This window comes from Yersinia fenwicki (assembly GCF_043099325.1).
Lineage (GTDB): Bacteria > Pseudomonadota > Gammaproteobacteria > Enterobacterales > Enterobacteriaceae > Yersinia.
In genome coordinates this window covers 562,145-579,849 of the sequence record NZ_CP170755.1, presented here as the reverse complement: position 1 = coordinate 579,849, position 17,705 = coordinate 562,145, and the positions used below count along the sequence as shown (strand labels likewise).

Genomic DNA, 17,705 nt, shown 5'->3' with positions numbered 1-17,705 from the left:
CGTCATTCTCTGTTTTTGTGCCTGCCGGATACCACTTCCAGCCGAATATGCGTATTATCCACAGATGTTGCGATTAAAACGATCAATATTCAACAGGGCGGTGTTATGAGTGCTATCGCGCTTGGCATGATTATCTTCGCGTATTTGTGTGGCTCAATTTCCAGTGCTGTCCTGGTATGTCGAGTTGCCAAGCTACCCGATCCGCGTGAACATGGCTCCGGTAATCCCGGGGCCACCAACGTACTACGTATCGGTGGCCGCGCCGCCGCGGCAACCGTACTGATTTTTGATGTGCTGAAAGGTATGTTACCGGTTTGGATAGCTTACCTGCTGCATGTTTCGCCACTGTATCTTGGACTTACTGCTATTGCTGCCTGTCTGGGCCATATTTATCCGGTATTTTTCCACTTTAAAGGCGGCAAAGGCGTCGCCACTGCCTTTGGTGCCATCGCACCTATCGGCTGGGATCTGACTGGCCTGATGACGGGCACTTGGCTACTGACGGTTTTATTAAGCGGCTATTCATCTTTGGGCGCAATTATCAGCGCGCTGATCGCACCATTTTATGTCTGGTGGTTCAAACCACAATTCACCTTCCCTGTCGCTATGCTCTCCTGTCTGATCCTGATGCGTCATCACGACAATATCCAGCGTTTATGGCGCGGCAAAGAAAGTAAAATCTGGGACAAACTCAGAAAGAAAAAGCAAAAAACCTCCGCTGAAGAAGCCGCAGAGTTGGAAGAGAAAGAAGAAGATTAATAGCAATGTGCTCAGTGCGGAGAGAACAGGCAGATCGTAAAGACGTCGTCAACACGTCCATGTAGGTTCAAGCCGCGCCATCCTTGGCGCGGACGCTTTACTCTCTACCTGCCCCCACCACTTAAGATCGAGTTATCGGAATCTAACGTTGGAGATTTAAATAGCGAGTCCAGAATGACGCTAGCACAGCCCCGCTCAGACTTTCGGCAACTCAGCCAAAGGCCAGCGCGGCCTAACCGACACACTCAACTCGCTATTCACACCACTTTTCAGCCTGATCAACCCAGCATAGGCGATCATCGCACCATTATCGGTGCAAAATTCTGGCCGGGCGTAGAATACTTCGCCGCCACGTTTTTGCATCATTTCAGCCAATTTACTGCGCAACGTGCGATTAGCACTCACGCCGCCAGCAATCACTAAACGTTTAAAACCGGTTTGATCCAGCGCGCGTTTTGATTTGATTGCCAGTGTATCGACCACCGCATCTTCGAATGCTCGCGCAATATCAGCCCGAGTCTGATCATCAGTGCCGTTGGCACGAATAGTATTAGCGGCGAAAGTTTTCAGGCCAGAAAAACTGAAATCCAGACCCGGACGGTCAGTCATTGGGCGCGGGAAAGTGAACCGTCCAGCCGTTCCAAGCTGTGCCATCCGCGACAACATTGGCCCGCCGGGGTAATCCAGACCTAGCAATTTCGCTGTTTTATCAAAAGCTTCACCTGCTGCATCATCGACAGACTCGCCCAGCAACAGATATTCGCCAATGCCAGTCACACTAATTAATTGCGTATGGCCACCGGACACCAACAAGGCGACAAACGGAAACTCGGGTGCATTTTCTTCCAGCATTGGAGCCAATAAGTGGCCTTCCATATGATGAACGGGCACGGCGGGAACACCCCAGGCAAAAGCTAATGCACGCCCTACAGTGGCACCGACCAGCAATGCGCCAACCAAGCCGGGGCCTGCGGTATACGCCACGCCATCAATATCTTTGGCGGTCAAATTAGCTTCTTTCAATGCAGCCTGAATCAATGGCACGGTTTTGCGCACATGATCTCGGGAAGCCAGTTCAGGCACAACGCCGCCATAATCAGCATGCAATTTAACCTGACTGTACAATTGGTTAGCTAACAGACCGGTTTCATCGTCATACACTGCAATTCCGGTTTCATCGCAGGATGTTTCTATACCCAAAACTCGCATTACATTTCCCATCATTCACGTGCGGCTGGTAGTTTAGCATAACCGTGTCGCTCGTCATGATTTCTGATACCAAATTGAACGGAAAACCGGCATTTTGGCTATCCAACAGGATGAATGTTGTTGATAGTTGTCACATTTGAAAATAATGTTGATAAATTCGATCAATGGCCCTGTTTAGTATATAATCAGCGGCCGTCGCACTCCTGGCACCAACTTTCTTGTAAAGAACGAGGGCGACATCACAGGGGCGTGCCTGTTTCAATTTGCTGTGGTGCTTTACAAAGCAGCATCCATTGAAGTAAAATTCCGCACCATTTTGAGAAGGCTGGCGATTGGCCAGCAGCAAACCGATTTCTATTGAGGTGAGAGGCACATGCCGGTAATTAAAGTACGTGAAAACGAGCCATTCGACGTAGCTCTTCGTCGTTTTAAACGCTCTTGCGAAAAAGCAGGTGTATTAGCTGAAGTTCGTCGTCGTGAGTTCTATGAAAAACCGACTACCGAACGTAAACGCGCTAAAGCTTCTGCTGTAAAACGTCACGCGAAGAAATTGGCTCGCGAAAACGCACGCCGCACTCGTCTGTATTAATTCTTCGGGGGTAACCCCACCGCGTAGTTTTTTATGTTCTAAGAACGCGCAGATCGAGTAGTTGCATATGAAGGCCGTGCTTTCCGAAAGGAATGCGCGGCTTGTTCTCGTTTATGGACTGACCGAATAGGGGCTTATGGCTGGACGAATTCCACGTGTATTTATCAATGACTTGCTGGCTCGCACCGACATCGTCGATCTTATCGATGCTCGGGTAAAGCTGAAGAAGCAAGGCAAAAATTACCATGCGTGCTGTCCGTTCCATCATGAGAAAACACCCTCATTCACCGTTAACGGCGAAAAACAGTTTTACCACTGTTTTGGCTGTGGTGCGCATGGCAATGCTGTTGATTTCTTGATGAATTACGACAGGCTTGAGTTTGTCGAAAGTATTGAAGAATTAGCCACCATGCACGGGCTGGAAGTGCCTTACGAGGCAGGAACCGGCACCACCCAGTTAGAACGCCATCAGCGACAAAGTCTTTATCAACTGATGGAAAGCCTGAGTGCATTCTATCAACAATCACTCAAAGGCCAGAATGCTAATCAGGCACGCGAATATCTTAAACATCGCGGTTTGAGTGAAGAAATCATCCAACATTTTGCTATCGGTTTTGCCCCCCCAGGTTGGGACAACGCCTTAAAACGTTTTGGTCGCGATGGTGAAAGCCGTACCGCGCTGAACGATGCCGGGATGCTGGTGACTAATGATACAGGGCGGGTTTACGATCGTTTTCGTGAACGTGTTATGTTCCCCATCCGCGATAAACGCGGGCGGGTTATCGCTTTTGGCGGGCGAATTCTGGGTGACGGAGTGCCGAAGTACCTCAACTCCCCAGAAACAGAAATATTTCATAAGGGCCGCCAGTTATACGGCTTGTATGAAGCGCAAGTGAGCCACCCTAACCCAACACGGCTACTCGTCGTGGAAGGTTATATGGATGTAGTGGCACTGGCGCAATTTGGTATTGATTATGCTGTTGCCTCACTGGGTACAGCTACAACTGCGGAACATATTCAATTATTATTCCGCGCAACGGACAACGTAATTTGTTGTTATGACGGCGATCGTGCCGGTAGAGATGCCGCCTGGCGCGCATTAGAGACAGCGTTGCCCTATCTAAATGATGGGCGTCAGCTACGCTTTATGTTTTTGCCTGATGGCGAAGATCCAGACACTCTGGTACGCAAAGAAGGGAAAGATGCATTCGAACAGCGGATGGAGGAGGCGCAGCCACTCTCAACCTTCTTGTTCGAAACATTAATGCCACAGGTGGATTTGAGCAGCCCAGATGGGCGCGCTAAGTTAAGTACACTGGCACTTCCATTAATCAGTCAGGTGCCTGGTGAAACCTTACGGCTATACCTGCGCCAGCAACTCGGTAATAAGTTGGGTCTGCTTGATGACAGCCAGCTCGATAAGCTGATGCCAAAGCAGGCTGAAAATGCAAATACCTACCAGCCTCCCCAGCTAAAACGCACAACCATGCGTATACTTATAGGGCTACTGGTACAAAACCCACAACTGGCGACACTCATCCCCTCACTACAAGGTGTCGAGCAAGCCAAGTTGGCCGGTTTACCGTTATTTATTGAGTTGGTTGAGACGTGTTTAGCCCAACCAGGGCTGACAACCGGGCAGTTATTAGAACGGTATCGTGATAATAAATTCAGCCAACAACTTGAAACTCTCGCAACATGGAACCACATGATTGTTGAGGACATGGTTGAACAGACTTTTGTCGACACGCTAACCAGCCTGTATGACTCCATATTGGAGCAACGTCAGGAAACACTTATAGCGCGTGATCGTACTCATGGATTAAACGCCGAAGAACGTAAAGAGCTTTGGTCTTTGAATCTGGCGTTAGCCAGAAAAAAATGAAACACCCAACGGCTTAATTGCCGATAAATGTGGGGGCAAATCCCCACAATATGCCGTCATGGCGGGCAGCGGCGACAAAAAAAAGCCCCAAATGCTATTGTTGGCGGTTTCGCCGACCGACACCAACCCAAATACTCTGAAGTGTGGATACCGTCTTATGGAGCAAAACCCGCAGTCACAGCTGAAGCTACTTGTCACCCGTGGTAAGGAGCAAGGCTATCTGACCTATGCTGAGGTCAATGACCATCTGCCGGAAGATATCGTCGATTCCGATCAGATCGAAGACATCATCCAGATGATTAATGACATGGGCATACAGGTGCTGGAAGAAGCCCCTGATGCCGATGATTTAATGCTGGCCGAGAACACCACTGATACCGACGATGACGCGGCTGAAGCTGCTGCACAGGTGTTGTCCAGTGTTGAATCCGAAATCGGGCGTACAACCGACCCGGTGCGTATGTACATGCGCGAAATGGGTACCGTTGAGCTATTGACGCGTGAAGGCGAGATTGATATTGCCAAACGTATCGAAGACGGTATCAATCAGGTCCAGTGCTCAGTGGCTGAATACCCTGAAGCGATTACTTACCTATTGGAACAATATGATCGCGTTGAGGCGGGTGAAGCCCGTCTATCTGACCTGATCACCGGCTTTGTTGATCCAAACGCCGAAGAAGATATTGCGCCGACTGCAACTCACGTTGGTTCTGAATTATCCACTGAAGAAATGGATGATGACGACGACGAAGATGAAGACGAAGAAGAAGAAGAAGACGACAACAGCATCGATCCAGAGCTGGCACGCCAGAAATTCAGCGAATTGCGTGAGCAGTACGAAAACGCACGTTTGGAAATCAAGAAAAATGGTCGTAGCCACGCCAATGCTGCTGCTGAGATCCTGAAGCTTTCTGAAGTGTTCAAACAGTTCCGCCTGGTACCGAAGCAGTTCGACTATCTGGTCAATAACATGCGTGCCATGATGGACCGCGTTCGTACTCAAGAACGTATCATCATGAAACTGTGTGTTGAACAGTGCAAAATGCCGAAGAAGAATTTCGTTACCCTGTTTGCCAGCAATGAAACCAGCGATACTTGGTTTGCAGCTGCAATTGCTATGGGTAAGCCATGGTCTGAAAAACTGAAAGATGTTTCAGACGATGTGCAACGTAGCTTGCAAAAACTGCGTCAGATCGAAGAAGAAACCGGCCTGACCATTGAGCAAGTGAAAGACATCAACCGCCGTATGTCTATTGGTGAAGCGAAAGCGCGTCGCGCCAAGAAAGAAATGGTTGAGGCTAACCTACGTCTGGTTATCTCTATTGCGAAAAAATACACTAACCGTGGCTTGCAGTTCCTTGATTTAATTCAGGAAGGCAATATCGGTTTGATGAAAGCAGTAGATAAATTCGAATACCGCCGTGGTTATAAGTTCTCAACCTATGCAACTTGGTGGATTCGTCAGGCTATCACCCGCTCTATCGCGGACCAGGCACGTACCATCCGTATTCCGGTGCATATGATTGAGACCATTAACAAACTCAACCGTATTTCGCGCCAGATGCTGCAAGAGATGGGTCGCGAGCCAACGCCGGAAGAGTTGGCTGAACGCATGCTAATGCCGGAAGACAAAATTCGTAAAGTATTGAAGATTGCGAAAGAGCCAATCTCAATGGAAACCCCAATCGGTGATGATGAAGATTCACATTTGGGTGATTTCATTGAAGATACCACTTTGGAACTGCCGCTGGACTCTGCCACCTCTGAGAGTCTGCGTTCTGCCACTCACGACGTGTTAGCTGGCCTGACCGCGCGTGAAGCGAAAGTTCTGCGCATGCGTTTCGGTATCGATATGAACACTGACCACACTCTGGAAGAAGTGGGCAAGCAGTTCGACGTCACCCGTGAGCGTATCCGTCAGATAGAAGCTAAGGCACTACGTAAACTGCGTCACCCAAGCCGCTCTGAAGTGCTGCGCAGCTTCCTTGACGATTAATCGTCGGTTGCCGTGACAAGCACACAAAAACCCCGGCCTGCCGGGGTTTTTCTTTTTGGCCATTCAGGCCCTTCTTAAGACCAATATTCATGCGCCGTTAGCTGCTATGTCCGTAAAAAACCTTAATTTTGCGCAGAAAACATCCATCTGATTTATCAGCTCTAGACCGCAGGATAAAAACTACCGTATAATCAGCGTCCAAGTTTGGCCCCTTAGCTCAGTTGGTTAGAGCACGCGACTCATAATCGCTTGGTCACTGGTTCAAGTCCAGTAGGGGCCACCAAATTTGTAAGGAGTCAGATGAGCATTCATCTGACTCCTTTTTATTTGGTTTGAATGAATGATTGCACTACCCAAGATAATCATCATAAAAAAGGGGGGCAGCTGTCACAACGTCAAAGAAAAATAATAGGATTTAAGGATAAATTTTATATTTCTCTCGTAACTTCAGATAATTATCAAGATCGGGCTGCCAGCTAGATTCCAGATGATTCACGGTTTCATCGATAGTTAATTTCTTCTTGTCTGCCTCTTCCATTAATTTAACCAGATTGCGCGTACCTGCTAATTTAGCCAACCATGTTGGTCGTATTAGAAAATACTTCTCCTGATGTTCCAGATAATTTGCTTCCATCTGAGTTGGGATCACCATGGAATAACCCGCATCTTTAAATTTAAACCACCATTCAACAAAGTAACGTATCGTCGGCTTAATCTCAGTTATATTGGCGGCATTAAATCTTTCGCCACACACTTCTTTGCCCGCTTGCGGCCACCCTGTCTTCTGCTGGTTAATATCTACGTGATAGCAGGTGTTAATATAAAACTTCTTGGATGGGAAACCCAACTGCTCAAAGGGATAGTCTGAACCTCGGCCCATATTGACACTGGTTGCTTCAAATAATCCCAAAGAAGGGTAAAGCTGAATAGCCAAATCACTGCGTAAATTTGGCGAAGGTCTTACTGGCAATGAATAAGGCGAATTATGTGTGTAATTGCCCATGGCGATAACAGTCAAATCTTCGGGAGGAAACTGGTAAGCTTTGATACCAAATGCCTGCCAATTAGAATCATTGAAATGTGTTAACCAGCCCTCATTTATTATCATACGAGCAAACTCTCCAGACGTCAGCCCGTGCACTATAGGGACAGGATGCATACCAATACCAGAAATGTTCTCCTCTTCAAGAATTGGGCCATAAACATGATTTCCGAGCGGGTTCGGACGATCAAATACCATAAACTGTTTATGAGACTCCTGCAGACTTTCTAACATATGATGCATAGAAATAGTGTAGGTAAAATAACGAACACCAACATCCTGTAAATCATAAATAACGATATCAACATCAGATAACTGCGCTTCAGTGGGATGTGCTCTCATTCGCCCATCTTTATCTCTTCCATATAAAGAAATAATAGGAAGACCGCTCGGTTTATCGATGTGATTATCATCCCCCAGTCCGGCATCTGCATTCCCGCGGATACCGTGCTCAACAGAGAATAACTTTGTCACTGTAAAATGGAATTTATTTTGCTCGGATAACAATTTATCGATGGTATGACGTCCTTCCTTATTAATCGAGCTTTGGTTGACCATTAAGCCAATACGCTTATTTTTAAGCAGTGGCCCATAAACATTTTCCTGGTCAATGCCTAAAATAACTTTTTGCGTAACGCTGGCATGTCCAGTAGTTATAATAAATAGTCCATACAGACATAATAATATTCGCAGGAAATACCCCATCCCTAGTCTCTCACTATTAATAAATTGATGTTCTGACATCTCTTATTAAGTATCAGAAATTATGCCTCAACTCCACAGCCCAAAACCAAAAATTATTGCTGGTTTTGTTGTTGTTAGTCCAGGTTTGCTCAGGGCGATAATAGGTGTCAGCAAAAATTGAAGTCTGCTTCGTTAACGGATAGAGCAACTGTAAACCATAGCGACTGCGATTCTTTTCTTTATGTATAGTTTCATGATTATTCGAGTCACGAAAACTCTGCGATCCTTTAACCAAGGCCAGACGCGTATAAGGCATAAACATAAGACCATTATCAAACTTATAGCGGTAAATTCCCCATAAGAAATGCTCTTTATTATAAAGCGTATTGACCAATTGCTCATCAATGTATAAATAGTTTAACCAGAGTGAGTTTTTCTGATTAAAGATGATATTGGTGCCAGCAAAATGCTCATTGATTTGGCTCCAATCTCGTTTATATACTCCATAGTTCCCTTTAGCACGAGCATAGTCTAATTTACGATCAATCAGGCGAAATGAGAAACTGGCGTTAAAACTTAGATTCTCAGAATATTGATAATATGCCTGTGGACGGATCCAAATTTCATGCCGCTCTTCACCTTTACGAACATCCCCCTTGTACTCAGGAGTGGCCAATGCTGGATTGCTTATTGAAGGATAATGCCAGTTATCATTACGGTAGCCTAAGCGTAATTTCGTATTACCACTCTTACCATCGTAGGTGAAAGGAAAAGTTCTGGTGACCCCTGCCTGCCAACGAGTACGATCATACTCTGGATTATTATCCAGATATGTTTTTAAAAACTGAACGTCATATAGCCACAGTGAGTCATTCTGGTAAATATAGGCTCCAACATAAGGTGAGGTTGCCATACTGCCTTTAATAAACTTCCAACTTTCATCACTGTCTATCTCTTGTTCTGCACCAACATAAGTTTCGAAGTTCCAGGATTTTTGCCTTAACTTATCCTGTATTTCTTTTTTTTCATTTTCTATTTGCTGAATTCTCTTATTTAATTTATAAATCTCCTGGTCATAGTCAGTTTCAAATTCATCTGCTAATACGGGCGAACACATTGCTAGTGTGCTGAAAACCACCATTCCTTTTAAGATATTCATTTTCACCTTCCGTATTTTATAACGTCGTTAATCCATAACCACGTGGATAGAGTATCTGGCTATTATCAGGACTTCTAATATCTACTGGTAATTTCCCATGTGGCTCTGCCAATACATCTAATGTCCCTTTTGGCCCCTGAAATAACGTTCTTAGCCCACTACGGATATTAGTTTCTAAACTGTTTCGTACATTATTGGTTACATCGAACCCCGTAATACCATAAATAGCAATATTAGCCCTTACACCGGATAAATAAGCAATATCATAAGGATTACGACTTGATATAACGACTAAAGAAATATTAGCCTTATTGGCTTCATCGATGATTCGCTGCGCATTAATTGGTTCGACTTTAAGATTGTATGTAGCAAGAATAATAATATCCTGGCCTTTAATTTGTTCGGCGATATATTGAGAACTTGCCTCACTTTTATCCAGTTTTATTACTTCATCTTTAATGGTAAAGTTAACATTAAATTTATTAGCAATTTCATGAAGATGTTTAGTAATGAGTTCGTTGCGTGGTTTCTCGTCAGAGAATACTATTATGTTATTTTGTGGTTTTACTCGATAAGGTAAAACATGATCATTTTTGATTAACGTGATAGCCTGTTCAGAAATAAAGTTTTCAATATTCTTATGATTTTTTGATGCGACAACTTTTTCCGCGATAGCAATATCATGCGGTTCAGGAGAAATACGCTTATTCAGTTTGGTGTAAATGACTCGCTGGGCTGAGTCCTCAATACGCTGTTTAAGCTCAGGATCTTTTACGGTTTCGATTTTTAAATAATCATAAAGTGCATCGAGTTGTTTAATACTGGCACGATTTTTAATTTCCATTGGCATTAAGACAATATCATTACCTGCCATAATGGCCTGTTTGATAGACCAGTTACGTTCAAAGTTACTGGTAATCGCGCCCATATCCATAGCATCTGTCAGGATCAAGCCATCAAACTTGAGCTGATTACGTAAGATATCAGTCAGAATGGGCTTTGATAATGTGGCTGGAGTGCCCACTTTTTCGCCCTTAATATTTGTTAACATTGAATTATCCAGAGCTGGCACAACCACATGGGCAGTCATAATTGCATCAGTAACTGGCATGACTTCAACAAAGGGTTTCAGTTCGACTTGCTGCCATGCAGTTTTATCAATATTGACCGTTGGCAAGGCAAAATGTGTATCCGAGGTGACATTCCCATGGCCTGGAAAATGTTTGAGTGAGGTGAGTACATTGTATTTGTGAATGCCACTGATATAACTACGGGCTAACTCCGCAACCAGCACCGGATCATTGGAATATGAACGCACGCCAATGACAGGGTTATTCTGGTTATTATTAACATCAACGACGGGGCCAAAATTAAAGTTAAAACCCAAGCTAGATAATTCATAACCGTGGATACTTCCGGCCTGCTGAGCAAACTTAGATGATCCAGTAGCCCCTAGTGCCATATTTCCTGGCATTTCAGTACCCACACGTAGCCGGGTGACATACCCTCCTTCCTGATCGGTGCTAATAAATAGAGGGAGATTGCTGCGCGCATTTTGAAGATTATTAATTAACGTAACTGTTTGTGGAGTATCAATCAGGTTTTCACGGAAAAGAATAATAGAACCTAAATGATAATCGCGAATCATCTTACTAACAGCCTCATTAATTTCAATGAATGCTGTTTTATCGCTGTTATCCGCATGCCCCCAGGAACGAATATCAACCATTAATATTTGCCCCAGTTTTTCTTCAAAACTCATTTTTGAAATGACTTTTTCAGCAGATATCTTTGGCGACGACCACATATCTTTAAGTTGTGCATCTGGAATAACATCTGCATAAGCACAGGTGCTAAATAAGAGAATCGCAGGTATTAATTTTTTCATTAACTCCTCCATTAGTTATGTGAGTCGGGCGATTTTACTTTTTAGCTCGCACAATAAAGTGATAATTATCACAGTTGATTGATTCGCCTTTTTACTCGAATAAGGAATAATAACACTTATTTTTTGTGAATTCATTTCCGTAAACCCACTATACAAGGCAGTAAAGCCAGGAATAACTTATTACCATCAGGAATACTTATTAATAAATTAGTGTAAATATAATCATCTAATGGCAACGAGAGTTTGTAGGTAATTTCTGATAAAAATAAAAAACTGAAAGTAGCATAGGGCAATGAGATAATTAAAATATATTACCTTCATTACCTTCATTACCTTAAATTTATGAATTGATATGCCCTCACATCAGTCATCCAAATTGTTTATTGTCATACTGGCATTTAGAATCAAGGGTTTAGCTATTTCTTTCCGTTGCTGCATCAGTGCCAAGAATATCAGATCAGTTAGGGTATTTTGGGCCGTTCGGGAAGAAATTGAAGAACTCCGCCACTCATTTTCATCCGAAATACTTTCAAGGACATAATCAGCGATCTTAGCCAACGGCGAGACTTTACTGCCAGTAATCGCGATGACAGTTGCTCCTTGCGCTTTAGCAACTGTTGCAGCAATTCTCATGTCTTTTCTTCTGCCGGTGAAAGAAAGAACAATCTGTACATCTTTGGGTGTGAGGGTGAGTGCTGCCGCAATCTGCACATGTAGATCGGCTTCAACCAGGGTCATTATGCCTATTTTTTGTAATTTATAGCTCAGATCTTTTGCAGTAAGTCCTGACCCCCAAATACCCACTATTTGTACGCGTTGAGCAGTATTAATGAGCGAGATCACTTGCTGGAAAACAGAAAAATTAATTTTCCGCGTTGTTTCCATAATTGATGCCATCTTTTCATGCGCAAGCTTTTGCGCCATCACCATCAATGAATCTTCGGATGAAATAGAATTGTGTAGCGCTTTATGTGGATAGGATTTAAATAAGTTATTTCTGCTTAATTCTTCACTGATGGCGATTTTTAGTGCTGGAAAGCCTTTCATGCCAATCTTCTGACTAAATTTGACAATCGCAGATTGGCTGACGCCTGCATCCTCTGCAAACTGAGAGGAAGATATACTGAGAATAGACTCCGGATTATCAAGAATGCACTTCGCTATTTTTTTTTGGTTTTCAGCCAGTTCAGGTAGTAACCAGGTTATTTCATTCAAAATCGACATCAAAGATTTCCCGTTAAAGATAAAAGATTATTCCAGCCAAATACCTTTCATGACTAAGGTGTAACTGCATAAATGTAATGAAGATAATTTATTTATTTGTTCTATTTTATCTGTATTTATTCCTCATAACCCCAGTAATTAGAATAGATTTTACCGTGATATATATCACGTTTAATAAATAATTAATTACTTAACATCGCCGATAATTTAAATAAAAGGAAGTCCCCATGACAATTAATCTAAGCTCAATGGTTACGGAAAGCCGAAACCCTGCCAGTGCTCAAATTGATACTCTTTCAGCACTGGAGATACTCAAGATTATCAATCATGAGGATAAAAAGGTGCCCTTTGCAGTTGAGGAAAAACTGCCCGAGATTGCCCAAGCCGTTTCGCTTATCGCCGAGTCTTTCGCGCACGGCGGTAGATTAATTTACTGTGGGGCTGGTACTTCCGGGCGACTGGGAATTCTGGATGCTAGTGAGTGCCCGCCAACCTATGGGACGCCGCGAGAAATGGTCGTCGGCCTTATCGCTGGCGGCAATACAGCTATTTTACAAGCGGTTGAGAATGCAGAAGATAGCCACGAAATGGGTGAGCAAGACCTGCGAGACCTACATTTCAATGCACGAGATGTGCTCGTTGGAATTGCAGCCAGTGGTCGCACACCTTATGTGCTGGGGGCGATGGCCTATGCCCGTAGTGTTGGGGCTAGTGTAGTGGCGATTTCTTGTAATCAGAATAGCGAAATGAGTAAAGCGGCAGATATCGCTATTGAGGTGCTAGTCGGCCCTGAGATTGTCACGGGGTCATCACGGATGAAAGCAGGAACTGCACAGAAGTTAATTCTGAATATGCTGACAACTGGCGCAATGATTCGTAGTGGGAAAGTGTATAGCAATCTGATGGTAGATGTTGAGGCGACAAACGCCAAGCTGGTGCAACGTCAGGTAGATATTGTTGTTCAAGCGACGGAGTGCTCCCCCAAGGAGGCACAAGCTGCACTTGATGAATGTAACCGTCACTGCAAAACAGCCATTATGATGATTCTGAGTGGTATGTCTGCAGAAGAAGCTGCCGATATCCTTATAAAAAATAAAGGATTCATCCGTAAAGCGCTTAAGGAGATCAAAGTATAAACATGGCGAAAATAACCAGCACTACGATAGACCAGATCTTACTCTTGATTGGTGGGAGTCAGAATATCATCGTCTGTGGAAACTGCATGACGAGACTGCGCCTGACCTTAAAAGATCGTCAACTCATACAGCATGAAAGCTTAAAAAAGATACCCGGAGTAATGGGGATCGTTAACGGCGATGATCAGTTACAAATCATTCTCGGGCCGGGCAAAGCTCAAACTGCCAGTGAGATGATGAATAAAGTGCTGAGTTCTGAACCGCAGCCGCAACATGAAAGTACTCAGGATGCAGATTTGCATGTACTGGCCAGCCAGACAAAACAACAAATGAAAGCGAGACAACAAAGTACTGTTCACAATTTTCTGACCAAATTCGCCACCATATTTACCCCACTCATTCCCGGATTTATTGCCGCAGGATTACTGTTGGGGATCGCAACATTGCTCCAGCAAACACTGGCATTGGATGGAGTGATTCAATCCCCGTGGTTGGCGGCGCTGATTGCTTACATGAAAGTATTCAGTATCGGTTTATTCACCTTTCTCAGCATTTTGATTGGCTTTAATACACAGAAAGCTTTTGGCGGGACAGGGGTTAACGGCGCAATTATCGCTTCGTTGTTTATTTTACGCTATGTGCCGGAAGGCACTGTCGGCTACTACGGCGGGATGGAAAGCTTCTTTGGCCTGGCGATTGACCCACGCGGCAATATCATCGGCGTTCTGTTGGCCTGTATGTTAGGTGCCTGGATTGAGCGGCAAGTGCGTCGTTTTATTCCCGATAATCTGGATATGATTCTGACATCGGCAATCACGTTATTGATTACAGGTGCAATCACTTTCGTTGCCATCATGCCAGTAGGGGGCGAGCTATTTAAGGGCATGTCATGGCTGTTTATGCATTTAAATGGTAACCCGTTCGGCACCGCGATTCTGGCTGGCTTATTCCTAATTGCCGTGGTGTTCGGTATTCACCAAGGTTTTGTTCCGGTCTATTTTGCCTTAATGGACGCACAAGGTTTCAACTCATTATTCCCTATTCTGGCGATGGCAGGAGCGGGCCAGGTGGGTGCAGCACTGGCACTATATGCCCGTTCGCCAAAAGGTTCCATCCTGCGCACACAGATTAAAGGGGCCATTTTCCCAGGGTTATTAGGGATTGGTGAGCCACTTATTTATGGTGTGACATTGCCGCGCCTGAAACCTTTTATTACGGCGTGTTTAGGTGGTGCTGTAGGCGGCTTCTTTATCGGTCTGGTTGCCTGGTTGGGGCTGCCGGTTGGGTTGAATACGGTATTTGGCCCATCGGGATTGGTGTCTATTCCACTCATGACATCGGCCCAGGGGATTTTTGCCGGGATGATGGTTTACGTGGTTGGTCTTCTCATATCATATGTGGCGGGTTTTATTCTGACGTGGTTTTTCGGCCATAAAGATATTGATTTAAGCTAGTTACGATATTTAATTTGGCCCTGCTGCACCGCAGGGCCGCTATTAGAGATTAAAGCGAACCTTTATAGAGGTTATATCCCAACTGTTGCGCCACTGATGCCACCATTTTTTGGCCACGTACACTATTGCCTACCGGGTCAAGAGGCGGCGAAAATGCCGCAATGCCCATGACACCCGGCACGACCGCCAGGATCCCGCCACCGACACCACTTTTACCCGGTAAACCCACGGTATATGCCCAATCTCCAGAGCTGCCATACATCCCTTCCATGGTCATTTCAGCCAAAATAAATGGCGTATTACTGGCCGTCAGCACCCGCTTTTTAGTCACCGGGTTGACTCCCGCTGCCGCAAAGGTTGCCCCCATCGTGGCCAGTTCAATAGTATTAAGCAATGTTGAGCACTGACGAGTATATACGTCACAAGCCTCCATCGGGTCGCAGTACATAGCCTGAGCCGAATAAAGCAGCCATGCAATGGCACGATTATGAAAATTGGTGGTTTGTTCTGAATGGTTAACTTCATCAGAAAGTGCAATTGGCGCACCAACCAGTTGCTGTTGCATATCCAAAATCCGTGCCCAGCGATCCTCTCTATTACTGGCCTTAATCGCACTTACTGTCGACATCGCTCCTGCATTTACCAATGGCGACAAAGGTTTACCATTGTGCAGCTCCAACGCAATGACCGAGTTAAAAGGTAGACCGGTAGGATCTGCGCCTATCTTGTCTTGCACAGCTTGCGGACCAATATCTTCTAACGCTAAGGCAAGAGAGCACACTTTCGAAATAGATTCCAAGGCAAAACGAAAATCGGTATCACCTTGTGAAATAATATCACCATCAATCGTGACAATAGCTAACCCAGCAAGCTGACTGGGAACACTGGCCAGATAAGGAATGTAGCTGGCATTCTCCCCTCCGGCGAGGGTGGAATATTGTGAATAACTATCCTTTACAACTTGATTCAGGCGAGCTAGGTCAATAGTCATAACACTGACTCCAACACTAAATATTATTGAGCAGGGGGCCGAAACCACCCTGCATGAAGAGGAAGAACGTTAACTTTTCGGCGCTTTTGCTGCCGCCGCAGTGACGTCATTGGTATGTGTCGCCGAAGTGTTCGGAATACCTGGATGACTATTTTCTGCTTGCCAGGTAAATGGGGCAAAATCACTATTGGCATCACGCCAGTGGGGTTTGCGAACGATATATATCAAGAATGGCAACACAACAAAGAACAGCGTGCTGGCGATCAGAATGCCGACATATTCTGTTGGACTGCCTACTGTAATTTGGCTGGGGGGAATAAAGCTGAATACGAAAGCCAAAATTGACCCAATAAGCCCCGCTCCACCAATAATCCACATGCCAATTGCCCCTCCGGGAATATGATATGGGCGTGGACGATTCGGCTGGCTATAACGCAGATAAATAGCAGAGCTGAACATCAGCATATACATGATGAGATATAAAATAACGGTCATTTGACTCATTATTTGATACGCCGCCTGCACCGAAGGTAATACTACAAACAGTATTGCCAACAAGGAAACCAGCAGAGCCTGTAGTAGCAGAATATGGGTCGCCATGCCATTCTTATTGGTATGTTGCCACCAGCGTGGCAAATAGCCCGCTTTCGCCACTACCAACAAACCTGAAGATGGGCCAGCAACCCAAGTCACCACCCCCGCCAACACGCCAATAGCCAAAGCAAAAGCAACCACTGGCCCCAACCATTCCAAATGCGCCCACTTGAACATATCATCGTAAGCCACTAATAGGCTTTGCGTCAGGCTAATTTCAGACTGTGGAATAATAAAGGCGATTGCCAGAGTTCCTAATACGAAAATAAGTACCGTCCCGACAGCGGACAACATAATAGCAATAGGATAGTTTCTATTCGGGTTATCCACATCTTTAACATGGATGGCATTCATCTCCATACCGGCATAGAACAAGAAAATACTGGCGGCCAGCACTACGTTATCAAAGTTGGTAAAGTCGGGAACCACCTGATCCCAGGCTAATTCTACTTGTGGGGCCCCACCGCCAATTAAGTAAGAAAAACCCAACACAATCAAAATTACCGCAGGAATAATCGTACCGATAATACCGCCCCATTTTGAAACTTTGGCGAATGTATCGACGCCTTTAAAGGCAATAAAGGTGGCGAGCCAATAAATAAATAGCACTATTCCCAAGACAAAGAATTTATTGGCAGACAGGGCCTCGTCCCATCTTTGTTCTGGGCCAATAAAGGCCAGTGATACCGCGGCAAATGTCAGTGCGGTGGGGAACCAGACGGTGACCTCAACCCACAGCATAAACATGGCAAGAAAAGCTAACCGCGGACCAAATGCTTCGCCAACCCAGCGAAATACCCCGCCTTTTTCAGGCCAACCTGTGGCTAACTCCGCTGCCACCAGTGAGACAGGAATTAAGAAAAATACCGCAGCAAACAGATAATAGAAAATTGAACTCAAGCCATATTCGGCTTCAGCGGGTAATCCCCTGAGGCTAACTACAGCCACAATATTCATGATCGCTAGTGTAGCGATACTCAGCTTTTTAACGGGAACAGCGGATTTACCTGTCCCGGAGCTATTATTCGACATAATTTATCCACCTTATTTGCGGGCATAACGCCATCTTGAAGGTTAATAATCAGAATAAAGACC

General features: G+C 44.9%; 13 protein-coding genes and 1 tRNA gene. 7 read left to right on the top strand and 7 right to left on the bottom strand.

Translation table 11 applies throughout. The features are described 5' to 3' along the window. Positions 1-105: 105 nt before the first annotated feature. Positions 106-759, top strand: coding sequence for a glycerol-3-phosphate 1-O-acyltransferase PlsY (gene plsY, locus ACF3VQ_RS02645; protein WP_392433283.1), 654 nt, complete (start codon positions 106-108; stop codon positions 757-759). 195 nt (positions 760-954) lie between these two features. Here the strand turns inward: plsY and tsaD are convergent, their stop codons facing one another. Beyond that, positions 955-1,968, bottom strand: coding sequence for a tRNA (adenosine(37)-N6)-threonylcarbamoyltransferase complex transferase subunit TsaD (tsaD, locus tag ACF3VQ_RS02640; protein WP_392435416.1), 1,014 nt, complete (start codon positions 1,966-1,968; stop codon positions 955-957). Positions 1,969-2,341: 373 nt separating this feature from the next. Between tsaD and rpsU the strand changes: the two genes are divergently transcribed. From rpsU to ACF3VQ_RS02620, 4 genes are all read left to right on the top strand, one after another. Beyond that, positions 2,342-2,557 carry a 30S ribosomal protein S21 gene (gene rpsU / locus ACF3VQ_RS02635; RefSeq protein WP_001144069.1) on the top strand — a complete coding sequence of 72 codons (216 nt, stop codon included), beginning with the start codon at positions 2,342-2,344 and terminating at the stop codon, positions 2,555-2,557. Positions 2,558-2,693: 136 nt separating this feature from the next. After that, positions 2,694-4,442 carry a DNA primase gene (dnaG, locus tag ACF3VQ_RS02630; RefSeq protein ID WP_392433282.1) on the top strand — a complete coding sequence of 583 codons (1,749 nt, stop codon included), beginning with the start codon at positions 2,694-2,696 and terminating at the stop codon, positions 4,440-4,442. 157 nt (positions 4,443-4,599) lie between these two features. Further along, complete coding sequence (gene rpoD, locus ACF3VQ_RS02625) at positions 4,600-6,438, top strand: RNA polymerase sigma factor RpoD (protein WP_050155643.1); 1,839 nt, start codon at positions 4,600-4,602, stop codon at positions 6,436-6,438. Positions 6,439-6,644: 206 nt separating this feature from the next. Further along, positions 6,645-6,721, top strand: a tRNA-Ile gene (locus tag ACF3VQ_RS02620). A 132-nt stretch (positions 6,722-6,853) separates the two neighbouring features. On the opposite strand, the gene ACF3VQ_RS02615 is transcribed toward ACF3VQ_RS02620, so the two are convergent. From ACF3VQ_RS02615 to ACF3VQ_RS02600, 4 genes are all read right to left on the bottom strand, one after another. Continuing rightward, positions 6,854-8,185 (bottom strand): exo-beta-N-acetylmuramidase NamZ domain-containing protein, encoded by a 1,332-nt coding sequence (locus ACF3VQ_RS02615; protein ID WP_392435415.1) that lies wholly within the window; start codon positions 8,183-8,185, stop codon positions 6,854-6,856. A gap of 52 nt (positions 8,186-8,237) precedes the next feature. Then, positions 8,238-9,323 carry a hypothetical protein gene (locus ACF3VQ_RS02610; RefSeq protein ID WP_392433281.1) on the bottom strand — a complete coding sequence of 362 codons (1,086 nt, stop codon included), beginning with the start codon at positions 9,321-9,323 and terminating at the stop codon, positions 8,238-8,240. Between the two features lie 16 nt (positions 9,324-9,339). Next, positions 9,340-11,211 carry a glycoside hydrolase family 3 N-terminal domain-containing protein gene (locus ACF3VQ_RS02605; RefSeq protein WP_392433280.1) on the bottom strand — a complete coding sequence of 624 codons (1,872 nt, stop codon included), beginning with the start codon at positions 11,209-11,211 and terminating at the stop codon, positions 9,340-9,342. A 363-nt stretch (positions 11,212-11,574) separates the two neighbouring features. Then, the gene (locus tag ACF3VQ_RS02600; RefSeq protein WP_392433279.1) at positions 11,575-12,435 is read right to left on the bottom strand and encodes an SIS domain-containing protein; all 861 of its coding nucleotides are present in this window, start codon (positions 12,433-12,435) and stop codon (positions 11,575-11,577) included. A 227-nt stretch (positions 12,436-12,662) separates the two neighbouring features. Between ACF3VQ_RS02600 and murQ the strand changes: the two genes are divergently transcribed. Together murQ and murP are read left to right on the top strand one after the other, a co-directional pair. Next, the gene (murQ, locus tag ACF3VQ_RS02595; RefSeq protein WP_392433278.1) at positions 12,663-13,571 is read left to right on the top strand and encodes an N-acetylmuramic acid 6-phosphate etherase; all 909 of its coding nucleotides are present in this window, start codon (positions 12,663-12,665) and stop codon (positions 13,569-13,571) included. A gap of 2 nt (positions 13,572-13,573) precedes the next feature. Beyond that, on the top strand, positions 13,574-15,025 hold the full coding sequence (murP, locus tag ACF3VQ_RS02590) for a PTS N-acetylmuramic acid transporter subunit IIBC (protein ID WP_392433277.1): 1,452 nt from the start codon (positions 13,574-13,576) through the stop codon (positions 15,023-15,025). A gap of 49 nt (positions 15,026-15,074) precedes the next feature. Here the strand turns inward: murP and glsA are convergent, their stop codons facing one another. Next, the gene (gene glsA, locus ACF3VQ_RS02585; protein ID WP_392433276.1) at positions 15,075-16,016 is read right to left on the bottom strand and encodes a glutaminase A; all 942 of its coding nucleotides are present in this window, start codon (positions 16,014-16,016) and stop codon (positions 15,075-15,077) included. A 69-nt stretch (positions 16,017-16,085) separates the two neighbouring features. Further along, positions 16,086-17,642, bottom strand: a complete 1,557-nt coding sequence (gene gadC / locus ACF3VQ_RS02580; protein WP_392433275.1) for a putative glutamine/gamma-aminobutyrate antiporter GadC — start codon at positions 17,640-17,642, stop codon at positions 16,086-16,088. Positions 17,643-17,705 lie beyond the last annotated feature (63 nt).